Source organism: Parasphingorhabdus sp., assembly GCF_039977335.1.
Lineage (GTDB): Bacteria > Pseudomonadota > Alphaproteobacteria > Sphingomonadales > Sphingomonadaceae > Parasphingorhabdus.
In genome coordinates this window covers 1,032,313-1,042,987 of sequence record NZ_JBDWDI010000004.1, presented here as the reverse complement: position 1 = coordinate 1,042,987, position 10,675 = coordinate 1,032,313, and the positions used below count along the sequence as shown (strand labels likewise).

At 53.5% G+C, this 10,675-nt stretch carries 15 protein-coding genes; 9 read left to right on the top strand and 6 right to left on the bottom strand.

Translation table 11 applies throughout. The annotated features are described in order from the left end of the window. Positions 1-4: 4 nt before the first annotated feature. Together ABJM21_RS12285 and ABJM21_RS12280 are read right to left on the bottom strand one after the other, a co-directional pair. Positions 5-604, bottom strand: a complete 600-nt coding sequence (locus tag ABJM21_RS12285; protein ID WP_348302531.1) for a thiamine biosynthesis protein ThiC — start codon at positions 602-604, stop codon at positions 5-7. Positions 605-830: 226 nt separating this feature from the next. Next, the gene (locus tag ABJM21_RS12280) at positions 831-1,721 is read right to left on the bottom strand and encodes a DUF481 domain-containing protein (RefSeq protein ID WP_348302530.1); all 891 of its coding nucleotides are present in this window, start codon (positions 1,719-1,721) and stop codon (positions 831-833) included. Positions 1,722-2,107: 386 nt separating this feature from the next. Between ABJM21_RS12280 and ABJM21_RS12275 the strand changes: the two genes are divergently transcribed. Beyond that, positions 2,108-2,278: a hypothetical protein gene (locus tag ABJM21_RS12275; RefSeq protein WP_348302529.1), complete on the top strand. Its 171-nt coding sequence runs from the start codon at positions 2,108-2,110 to the stop codon at positions 2,276-2,278. Between the two features lie 151 nt (positions 2,279-2,429). After that, positions 2,430-3,005, top strand: coding sequence for a DUF2585 domain-containing protein (locus ABJM21_RS12270; RefSeq protein ID WP_348302528.1), 576 nt, complete (start codon positions 2,430-2,432; stop codon positions 3,003-3,005). Here ABJM21_RS12270 and ABJM21_RS12265 read toward each other — a convergent pair. From ABJM21_RS12265 to ABJM21_RS12250, 4 genes are read right to left on the bottom strand one after another with little or no spacing between them, the layout of a single operon-like run. After that, the gene (locus tag ABJM21_RS12265) at positions 3,002-3,277 is read right to left on the bottom strand and encodes a hypothetical protein (protein ID WP_348302527.1); all 276 of its coding nucleotides are present in this window, start codon (positions 3,275-3,277) and stop codon (positions 3,002-3,004) included. The two genes, ABJM21_RS12270 and ABJM21_RS12265, sit on opposite strands and share 4 nt — an antisense overlap. A gap of 4 nt (positions 3,278-3,281) precedes the next feature. Continuing rightward, on the bottom strand, positions 3,282-4,163 hold the full coding sequence (locus ABJM21_RS12260) for a mechanosensitive ion channel (RefSeq protein ID WP_348302526.1): 882 nt from the start codon (positions 4,161-4,163) through the stop codon (positions 3,282-3,284). A gap of 47 nt (positions 4,164-4,210) precedes the next feature. Next, positions 4,211-5,608: a class II fumarate hydratase gene (gene fumC, locus ABJM21_RS12255; RefSeq protein ID WP_348302525.1), complete on the bottom strand. Its 1,398-nt coding sequence runs from the start codon at positions 5,606-5,608 to the stop codon at positions 4,211-4,213. A 7-nt stretch (positions 5,609-5,615) separates the two neighbouring features. Continuing rightward, a complete protein-coding gene (locus tag ABJM21_RS12250) occupies positions 5,616-6,101 on the bottom strand; it encodes a ClpXP protease specificity-enhancing factor SspB (protein ID WP_348302524.1) in 486 nt (161 codons plus the stop codon). Between the two features lie 139 nt (positions 6,102-6,240). Here ABJM21_RS12250 and hisB point away from each other — a divergent pair, with 139 nt between their 5' ends. The 7 genes from hisB (at position 6,241) to ABJM21_RS12215 (ending at position 10,662) form a co-directional block, all read left to right on the top strand. Beyond that, positions 6,241-6,834, top strand: a complete 594-nt coding sequence (gene hisB, locus ABJM21_RS12245) for an imidazoleglycerol-phosphate dehydratase HisB (protein WP_348302523.1) — start codon at positions 6,241-6,243, stop codon at positions 6,832-6,834. After that, a complete protein-coding gene (gene hisH, locus ABJM21_RS12240; protein WP_348302522.1) occupies positions 6,827-7,447 on the top strand; it encodes an imidazole glycerol phosphate synthase subunit HisH in 621 nt (206 codons plus the stop codon). Before hisB ends, hisH begins: the two co-directional genes overlap by 8 nt. Then, entirely contained in the window at positions 7,444-8,169 is a 726-nt protein-coding gene (hisA, locus tag ABJM21_RS12235; protein WP_348302521.1) for a 1-(5-phosphoribosyl)-5-[(5-phosphoribosylamino)methylideneamino]imidazole-4-carboxamide isomerase, read from the top strand. The genes hisH and hisA overlap by 4 nt, the downstream gene beginning before the upstream one ends. Positions 8,170-8,272: 103 nt before the next feature. Beyond that, positions 8,273-9,040, top strand: a complete 768-nt coding sequence (gene hisF / locus ABJM21_RS12230; RefSeq protein ID WP_348302520.1) for an imidazole glycerol phosphate synthase subunit HisF — start codon at positions 8,273-8,275, stop codon at positions 9,038-9,040. A gap of 341 nt (positions 9,041-9,381) precedes the next feature. Beyond that, positions 9,382-9,804 (top strand): hypothetical protein, encoded by a 423-nt coding sequence (locus ABJM21_RS12225; RefSeq protein WP_348302519.1) that lies wholly within the window; start codon positions 9,382-9,384, stop codon positions 9,802-9,804. A gap of 156 nt (positions 9,805-9,960) precedes the next feature. After that, positions 9,961-10,278, top strand: coding sequence for a phosphoribosyl-ATP diphosphatase (locus tag ABJM21_RS12220; RefSeq protein ID WP_348302518.1), 318 nt, complete (start codon positions 9,961-9,963; stop codon positions 10,276-10,278). 3 nt (positions 10,279-10,281) lie between these two features. Next, positions 10,282-10,662: a histidine triad nucleotide-binding protein gene (locus tag ABJM21_RS12215; protein WP_348302517.1), complete on the top strand. Its 381-nt coding sequence runs from the start codon at positions 10,282-10,284 to the stop codon at positions 10,660-10,662. The last annotated feature ends 13 nt before the right edge of the window (positions 10,663-10,675 follow it).

Below are 10,675 nucleotides of genomic sequence, written 5' to 3'. Positions count from 1 at the left end.
ATGGTCAGTCTTCGCTGCTGATGCCGAACAGGCATAACGCCAGGAGAAAAGTGGCCAAAACTCCAGAGCCTCCGGCTACCGGTGAAGGTAAAAATCCCTGCAAACCGAACATCATAACTAAGGCGTTGGCGACAAAAGCCACTGCACCAATCAACACCGTTGCGCCTCCCAAAACTTTGTTGCCTTCGTTCATCTTGGCTACGCCAAAAACCACCGCTGCAAGGCCCAATAGGATTTTTGCCGCGTTGTAGCCGAAGAAAGAGAATGCGACGACTGAGGATGCGATATCGCTGAGGTCAGCATTCGATTCGGCAGCCGAACGAAATGGACCGAATTGAGTCAGGCCCACGCCAACCTGTACCACATTGAGCACTGCGCTGAACGCGATCGCGGAAAAGCCCAGAGTGTAGCGTTTCGCCATGACCAGAGCGGAACCCGCAAAAGTTGCCAGCAGCACAAACAGTAACCCTTCCAAACCCCACAGGAATTGGCGGTTAAAGTCGGGTGCGCCAAGATACAAGGCTGTATAGATCGGTTGTGAAATGGCTGCCAGAAGCAGCAGCACGGCAACAATTTCAACCGTGCGACTTTGCGTGAATTCCATAACAGTTTCCTTTGATGAATTTGATCCCTCCCAGCTATTCGCTGGCGCAAACGAAAAGGATACAGCCAGATAAAAAATAGCTCAACGAAAACCAATCTGCATGGTTTCAATCAAACGAATGATACTAGTGGCTTACCAAAGTAAAAACTATCAATGTGTTTTTTATGACTAGCTTCTCAAATCGATTGCCAGTGCCCGCTTTCGGGATGAAACGGATACAAATCAATCAGAACCCAAAAATTAATGTCGCCCGCGATAAAGTGTCTGTCTTCTTAAGCCCCAGCGGCGGATTGGTCTCGTGATCGATCTGATACGAAAGTCGCGCGGTTAGTTTGTCACTAAGCTTTGCGTTTAATGCTGACAGAGAGTTATAACTGTTGTTACCCGATTGGATGTAGGCAGAGAGGTCTTGATTAAAGGTAATCGCAGGTGAGATTTTCAAAGCGTAATTTGCAGCAGCTAGTGCAGCGACACTTGAATCTGAACCGCCACCAACAAAATTGGTTTTACGCCAAGCAGGTCCTGCTTTGACATCCAATTGCATTGCGTCACTCTTTATGACTTGATAACCCAATCCACCCGACAATGTATAGCGCGATGAAAAGCCCTGAAACCTATCTCGCTCGTACTGCGCAAGCCCGTACCCATAGAAGCGATCGCTAAATTTGTAATTGGGCTCCAAAGAGACAACACCCTGCTCTCGGACTGTGGTACTGTTGGTGCGTTGATAGTCGGCGAGCGCGCGGAACTTGAAGCGCCAGCGCTCACTTTCTTTAGTCAATGCAATGCCAGCAGTGACGCCAACTGAAGTGGTATTACCTCCAGATTGAAACGCACCCAATTCCCCGGAACCTTCCCAATTAGCAAAAAAACCAGCTTCGTTCTTCTCAGCAAGTGCAGCTGCTTCTTTCGCGGCGACATAAGCCTTATAGGCCTCTATCTTAGCCGCGATTCTAGGGTCGCCGGCATATTTCGAAATCGCATCAAGCGCTTCTGTGTCACCGCTTGCAATGGCCGCGTCGACAATTGACTCAATCGACTGTTGCTCTTGTGCGTAGACGGGAAATGACACCAAACAGACGCCTGAAAGCAAAAGTGTAGCGATCTTCGTTTTCATAATATTCCTTGAGATTAACTCGTTTGGGAACGATTTTGTAATCGCAGCTTACTGAAGAGTTCATTACGGCGAAAAACTCTTAAGTCATCCGCAAATTATATTAATTTGCAAGAGTTTACGGGTAGTGTGCGACAGTCGTTATAGGTCTAGATACGACGCGGAATTTGAATAGGTTCTGCGAAGACGAGTAAGAATTGCTCATCTACCTCTAGTTCCCGCTTTCGGGATGAAGCAGATATGGTGAGCAAGTACCATCATCGGCATTCCAGCGTTACTAACAACAAACGCCTTATAGGCTCGTCGCAGCGCAAATGCTTCGGAATTTGATTATCGGCTTGTAGATATGACCACTCGAGCGGGGCAGATCTCTATAAGGAACAGCCCCCATGTGCCTAACACGTAAATCAGTAACATCCTCCGTCTTTGTCTTGGCCAGCGTAGCGCTTATGTCATTAAGTGCCTGCAGCGATACGGTTCAGGACGAAGATATTGAGTCATCCTCCGAACCCTATGTGCCGGAAAGAGAAGAGGGGCCTACCCAATCATCTTCGGAATAACAGCGATCTTCATATCGCAGATTTAGCCCAAACTATGATGGGTCTATTTTAGTGGCGGGTGGAGTAATGCTGCTCCACCCGCCATTTTCGAACAATCAATCTTGCAATCATCCCCTGATAATGCTGTGTTGCGCATCCAATGAGGGGGCCTATGACGATCCTATCACGCAACCACATATTGGCCGCGGCCGGATTGGCTATATTCACACTGGTGATTTTGTTCGGGATGGACCGGCCGCCTATATGTGAATGTGGCAACATAAAGCTGTGGCATGGCGCGGTGCAGTCGGCGGAAAATAGCCAACATATTGCGGACTGGTATACGTTCAGCCATATCATTCATGGCTTTCTGTTTTACGGTTTTGGTTACTGGCTGTTCCGAAAACAGCCAGAGGCAGCGCGGCTTGGTTTTGCCTTATGTCTCGCGGTATTTTTAGAGGGCTTCTGGGAAGTTCTGGAAAACTCGCCCATCATCATCGATCGCTATCGTGAAGCGACTTTTGCCTTTGGCTATGCTGGAGACAGCATCATCAATTCCATGGCTGATATTGGCTGGATGACGTTGGGCTTTATCGCCGCGCGGAAGTTACCGGTGAAGGTGACGGTGGCGATTGCGGTGATATTTGAACTGGTGGCGCTCTATGCCATTCGTGATAATCTGACGCTGAATGTGCTGATGCTGACCTTCCCGATTGAAGCAATCAAGGAATGGCAGGGCGCGATCTAGGCCTCTGCCTTGGCATTTTCGGTTGGTGCAGGCGTCCCTACTATATCGATAATCTGGTCCGATGCCGGAAGCTCCTCTTCCTCTTCTTTCGACCTGTCATAAAGCGCCTTGGCCACCATTGCGCCGCCAACCAGCAGTGCACCGGGCAGAGAGCGCGTTGCGATACGCGCTGCCAATACACCCACGCCAAAGCCCAATAATCCATTGCCCTTGCCGCGCTTGCGCGCTTCGTTACCGACCAGGGCGGTGGCGACATTGCGAATGAGGGACATGAACTTAATCCTTTGTTGCGAGTGGAACCGGTTCCTTGAATGTATGTGTAACATAAGGGAAGGGGATTTCGATACCCGCTTCATCCAATGCGCGTTTGATCGCTCGGATTACATTGTCACGGCTTTCGTGCATGGCGCGTGGTTTGGAGCCCGACCACCAGCGGACTTTGAAATCAACAGAACTGGAATTGAACTCGCAGGCGAAAACATCCACTTGTTTGCTCTTGTCGACTTGTTCCGCTGATTGCACGGCGGTCAGGATGACATTCTTGGCTTTATCCAGATCGGTATCATAGGCCACGCCAGCGATAATCTCATGTCTGCGTTTGTCGTCATCGGTCAGGATCTTGACCGGGTTTTTAAACAGGATCGAATTGGGAATGATGGTCAGTTCCCGGTTGTTTCGACGGACGTGGGTTTCTCGCAGGGCGATGCTTTCGACAACGCCCTCGACGCCTTCGCATTCGATATAGTCGCCAATCCGCATTTTTTCGCGGATCATGATAAGGATACCGGCCATGAAATTTTCGAAAATATCTTGAAAGGCGAAACCTATCGCAACGGCTCCAAAACCGAGGCCGGCGATCAGGCTGGCCGGTGTCAGGCCGGGGAGCAATATAGTAAGTGTCGCCATCAGGCCGACGATCCAAATCGCCAAACGCACTATCGTTTCAACCAACTCTTGCAGCGATGCGCGCATATTGGTCTTGTAGGTCAGTTTGTCAGCAATGCGGGTAGCGAAGCGAGCGATGATCCAGGTAATGATGAGTACGATCAAAGCGATGACCAGACTGGGTAGCAGCGAAACCGTTTGTTCCCACATGCTCAACAGCTGTCGAATCAATATATCTACAGCGTTTAGTGACTCGTCTATTGGATCGTCCATATTTTCCCCGACACGCCCCGATTAAGATGCCGCTATATCACTCTAACTTATACCATATTTTCCGGTTTAACATGGGCGTCATAGGTTTCGGCATCGACTAATCCCGATTTCAGGGCGGCCTCACGCAAGGTCATGCCGGTTTCATGTGCATGCTTGGCGATTTTGGATGCTTTGTCATAGCCGATAACCGGCGCCAGTGCGGTGACGAGCATGAGGGAACGTTCAACCAGTTCGGCAATACGGGCCGTATTCGCTTCCAGCCCATCGACGCAGCGCGTGGCGAAACTGGACATGCCGATGGAGGCGATTTCAATGGAGCGCAGCACATTGGCCCCGATCATGGGTTTAAATACGTTGAGTTCCAGATGGCCCTGCATGCCGCCGACTGTTACGGCCTGATGATTGCCAATCATTTGCGCGGCCACCATGGTCAGCATTTCGCATTGGGTCGGATTGACCTTGCCCGGCATGATAGAGCTGCCTGGTTCATTGGCTGGCAGATCAAGTTCGCCAAGGCCGGATCGCGGCCCAGACCCTAGAAGGCGGATATCATTGGCGATTTTGGTGAGCGAAACGGCAAGGGTGCTGAGCGCACCAGACAGTTCGACCATCGTGTCATGGGCGGCCAGTTCGGCAAATTTATTGGGTGCAGAGGTGAATTTCAGCCCGGTAATCTTGGCAATTTCCCGTGCCATATGGTCGCCGAAATTTTCCGGCGCATTGATACCGGTGCCGACAGCTGTGCCGCCTTGCGCTAGTTGATAGAGGCGCGGCAAGACGGCTTCGATACGGTCGCGCGCGGCCAGCAGCTGCGCGGCATAGCCCGAAAATTCCTGTCCCAGCGTTAGCGGAGTCGCGTCCTGCAAATGGGTCCGGCCAATTTTGACGATGGCTTTCCAGTCCTGTGCCTTTTGAGCGAGCGCATCATGGAGTTGTTCCAGCGCCGGAAATAGCTCCACCTCCAATGCCCGCGCGGCGGCGACATGCATGGCGGTGGGGAAGCTGTCATTGGATGATTGCCCGCGATTGACATGGTCATTGGGGTGGACGGGATCTTTGCCGCCACGGGTGCCGGTCAGGCTTTCATTGGCGATGCCCGCGATCACCTCGTTGACGTTCATGTTGGACTGGGTTCCTGATCCGGTCTGCCAAATGGTCAGCGGAAATTGCGTGTCAAAGGCCCCTGAGCGTACTTCTTCGGCCGCTTTTGCGATCCCACCGGCAATTTCAGGGTCGAGTCCGTGGATGCCATTTACCCGTGCCGCCGCCTGTTTGACCGTCGCCAAGGCATGGATTAGCCGGATCGGCATGCGTTCATGACGGGGGAAGGGGAAGTTCTCGATACTGCGCTGCGTTTGCGCGCCCCAATAGGCGTCTTGCGGAACTTCTATGGGACCGATGCTGTCGGTTTCTGTGCGAGTAGTTTTTGACGGGTTGCCTGACATCAGGCGATCACTTCTTCTTGCCGAAATCCACCGTTACAACGTTGGAGCCATCATCGACCACTTCAACCGGTTCCTGATCACCGTCATTTTGTGCCGGCTCGTGACCGTCGAGATCGCCTTCGACCTCATCCACCTGAAATTGCAGGGCAAAATCAACGGCTGGGTCAACAAAGGATGTAATCGCAGCAAACGGAATATGCAGCATAGAGCTGATCTGATTAAAGCTGAGCCCGACCTCAAACCGGTCTTCGCTGACCGATAAATCCCAATAGCGGTTTTGCAGCACTATGGTCATTTCGTCGGGAAACTTGGCAATCAGGTGATCGGGTATATCCACACCCCGCGCGCGGGTTTTGAAGGTAATGTAGAAATGATGCTCGCCAGGCAGGCCATTGGCCTCAACTTCGCCCAGCACACGGCCGACAACGGCGCGCAGCGCTTCCTGCACAATTTCATCATAAGGAATCAGGCTATCGGGGGCACTGTCATTCATTGCTACTTGGTGGCGCGAACACGGGGCAGGGTCAAGGGGATTTGCATAATTTTCATCAACTGTGATATCCTCGTCCTTTCTTGGTGATTTTGCAGCGAAATTCTTGCCTGATAAAATCCAGCCTTTATAGGCATGGTCCATGAGAACAGCGACAATAGAGCGAAACACCAAGGAAACCGAGATTTTCGTCGAGTTGAATCTGGACGGAACCGGTGAATATGACGTGTCTACGGGCATTGGTTTTCTCGACCATATGATCGAACAGTTTTCGCGCCATTCGCTGATTGACCTAAAGCTCAAGATCAAAGGTGATCTGCACGTCGATCAGCACCACACGACTGAAGACAGCGCTATTGCAGTGGGTCAGGCGATCCATCAGGCGCTCGGCGATAAGGCCGGGATCGTGCGCTATGGCAGCACCTATTCGCCGATGGATGAGACGTTGAGCCGTGTCGCATTGGATATTTCCGGACGGCCTTGGCTGGTCTGGAATGCGGCGTTTACCCAGGAGCGGCTGGGCGAGATGGATACTGAGCTGTTCAAGCACTGGTTCCACAGCGTCGCCGATGCCGCTGGAATTACACTTCATATCGAGCTGCTTTACGGTGAGAATAATCACCATATTGCCGAGAGCATCTTCAAAGGCTTTGCCCGGGCGATGCGCCAGGCTGTCGAACGCGACCCGCGCAAAGGGGATGCCATTCCGTCGACCAAAGGCCAGCTTGGTGGCTGAAACCATCGCGCTTATCGATTTTGGCGCCGGTAATTTACACAGCGTACATAATGCGTTGATCGCAACCGGGTCATCCGGGGTCGTGGTGACCGCTGATCCAGACGTTGTCGCTGCAGCGGATCGCATTGTCTTGCCCGGTGTTGGTGCTTTTGGCGCTTGCCGCGATGCTTTGGCCGGGATCGATGGCATGATTGCGGCGCTGGAGCAGCGGGTGCGGCAGGACGCTGTCCCTTTTCTCGGCATATGTGTGGGCATGCAATTGCTTGCTGACAAGGGCATAGAATTTGGCGAGCATCAGGGGCTTGGCTGGATTGGCGGCACCGTCCACGCGATCGAAGCGCCGTCCCCGGACATCAAAATCCCCCATATGGGCTGGAATGATGTGACCCCGACAGCGGGTCATGACCTGTTGGAAGCCGGAGAGGCTTATTATCTCCACGGCTATCATTTTGATGCGGCAAATGCGGATGATATTTTTGCGACCACCCATCACGGTATGCCGTTGATATCCGCCGTTGGCCGCGACAATATTGTTGGTGTGCAATTTCATCCGGAGAAAAGTCAGGCCTACGGACTGGCTTTCCTGAAACGCTTTTTGGAGTGGAAACCATGATCGTCTTTCCTGCTATCGACCTGAAATCAGGCGAAGTCGTGCGTTTGGCCGAGGGCGATATGGATCGCGCCACCGTTTACGGCGACAACCCAGCGGAGCAAGCGGGTCTGTTCGCCAAAGCTGGCGCCGAGCATATTCATGTGGTCGATCTCGATGGCGCTTTTGCCGGGTCCCCGCGCAATGCGGAAGCGGTAGAGGCCATTGTTGCGAGCTTCCCGGGCTATGTGCAGCTAGGCGGCGGCATCCGAAACCGGGAAACGGTCGAGCGCTGGTTCGAACTGGGCGTGGCGCGGCTCGTGATCGGCACGGCGGCTTTGAAAGACCCGGAATTCGTCCGCGATATGGCAAAGGAATATGAAGGCGGTATCGTGGTCGCGGTTGATGCACGGGACGGCATGGTCGCCACCGAAGGCTGGGCCGATGTATCGGAAGTCAGCGTGAGGGACATGGCGCGCCGCTTTGAGGATGCCGGAGTAGCATCGCTTTTGTTCACGGATGTGGGCCGCGACGGCATGCTGACCGGCTGCAATATCGAAGCGACGGTCGATCTGGCGCGCTCAGTCGATATTCCAGTGATCGCCAGCGGCGGGGTAAAGGGGCTTGATGATGTCCATATGCTCAGCCAGTTTACGCAGGATGGCATTGAAGGCGTGATTACCGGCCGAGCGCTTTATGACGGGCGGCTTGATCTGGCGACGGCGATAGCGATGGCGAACCGATGAGGTATATCTTGGTAACCCAAAATGCGCTCATGCTGAGCTTGTCGAAGCATGTATGGCACCACATTCGACCCTTCGACAGGCTCAGGGTGAGCGCGGTTTTCGTATGACCGTCCGTATCCGCGTCATACCCTGTCTCGATGTTGCCGATGGCCGCGTGGTCAAGGGTGTCAATTTCGTTGATCTCAAAGACGCTGGTGATCCGGTCGAACAAGCGCGGGCTTATGATGCGGCTGGTGCGGATGAGCTTTGCTTTCTCGATATTGGCGCCAGCCATGAAAAGCGCGATACGATTATCGATGTGGTGCGGCGGACAGCGGAAGTCTGTTTCATGCCAGTCACGGTGGGCGGCGGCGTCAGGACAGCGGATGATGCCCGCGCGCTGCTGATGGCTGGAGCCGACAAGGTTGCGGTCAACAGCGCAGCGGTTTCGCGCCCCGAAGTGGTCAGTGACATTGCCGGGCGCTTTGGCAGCCAGTGTATGGTCGCGTCCATCGACGCGCGGCGCGTGGAAGAAGGCCGCTGGGAAATCTTCACCCATGGCGGGCGCACGCCTACCGGCATTGATGCTTTGGAACATGCGGTGTGCATGGCGGAACTGGGAGCAGGGGAGTTGCTCGTTACATCCATGGACCGCGATGGTACGCGCGACGGTTACGACCTTGCGCTGACTCGGGCGATTGCTGATGCGGTATCTATACCGGTGGTGGCCAGCGGCGGTGTTGGTACGCTCGATCACATGGTCGAAGGCGTGACAAAAGGCGGCGCCAATGCTGTCCTTGCCGCGTCAATTTTCCATTTTGGCCAGCACACTATCGCTGAAGCGCATGATGCTCTCCGCACCGCCGGATTGCCTGCACGCCGCAACAGTTAAGACCCCATGCGAAGCGATAGTTAAGAAATAGTCTCAACTATATCTAGTTCAGCAATTTTGGGTGCAATGACCCATAACTGTTTCTATTAAAACAATATTAACTTTTGCGTAGGTAAATTTTAAAAAACCCCGGTCTTGCGTGGTGCCATCGCTGACAATTGTCCCACTATGGGACGTTTGCCGCGATGGTTAATGTCGGTTTACCTTACATTCTCCACGGCTTCGAAAAATTGTTAACCATCAGTACCGACCAATGAGGCGGATCTTATGTTTTTGGCAGGAAAATTGCTTTTCTATTTCAACAGACATTTTGACCTTCAGCTTTTTCCTTGGGATATGCAATGAAACTCGCAAAACTGGCCATGTTAACCGGCACCGCCGTTATCAGCTTTGCCGTTGCAGGCCCGGCTGAAGCGACATGGTATCCTAGCAACGGCGGATCATATGGCGGCTGGAGCAGTTCCGGTGGTTGGGGCAGTTCCGGCTGGGGCAGTTCCGGTTGGGGCAGTTCCGGTTGGGGCTCGTCGGGCTGGGGCTCGTCGGGCTGGGGTAGCTCTGGATGGGGATCATCCAGCTATGGCGGTACCACAACCACTTCAACCAGCACATCCAGCGGCGCTTCGTCGACTGGTTCGTCATCCGGTGGTTCGTCCTCGGGCGGCACACCGATACCCGAGCCCTCTAACATGGCCATGCTTGCGCTAGGTGTCGCCGGTCTTGTTGTGGGACGCTTCGCCGCGCGAAAGAAACGCAAGAAATTGTAACAGTTCGTCACCGAATGGTATGCGCAGATCTCTGATCTTGCTGCACCATGGAAGGGCCGTCATCGGGGGATTAGACGGCCCTTTCTTATGGGTAATATGGCTTACAGCCTTTCAAAGACTTGACGCCTGTCCCATTGCTCGCGCAAACGGGCAGCCATGAATGATATCTTGCAAAAGCTGGAAGCCACCATCCACCAGCGCCGTGACGCCGATCCCAAAGACAGCTATGTCGCCAGCCTGCGCGCCAAGGGCCGCGCCAAAATGGCGGAAAAGCTTGGTGAAGAAGCGATCGAGGCGGTCATCGCGGCGGTGCAGGATGAAAAGGCGGATATGACGGGGGAGGCGGCGGATGTCCTGTTCCACCTGATGGTCTTGCTCGCCGATATGGATATGTCGATAGATGACGTGCTAGCCGAACTGGCGCGCCGGGAAGGCTTGTCTGGCATAGCCGAAAAAGCTTCAAGAAAGGACTGACCGATGGCGATTGACGCAACCGAGCCTTATGATGACAATAATATCTTCGCCAAAATTTTGCGCGGCGAAATCCCCAACAAGACGGTGTACGAGGATGATCATGTCCTCGCTTTTCATGACATTAACCCGCAGGCGCCACATCATATTTTGGTCATCCCCAAGGGAAAATATGTCAGTTGGGATGATTTTTCAGCCAAGGCCAGCGAGCCTGAAATTGCCGGTTTTGTACGCGGTGTCGGTCATGTGGCACGCGAAGCGGGCATGGTTGAACCAGGCTATCGCCTGCTCGCCAATATCGGCCAGGACGGACATCAGGAAGTTCCGCATCTGCATGTTCATATTTTTGCCGGAAAACCACTTGGCCCGATGTTGATGAGAGGCTAGTAACAGCGGCAAC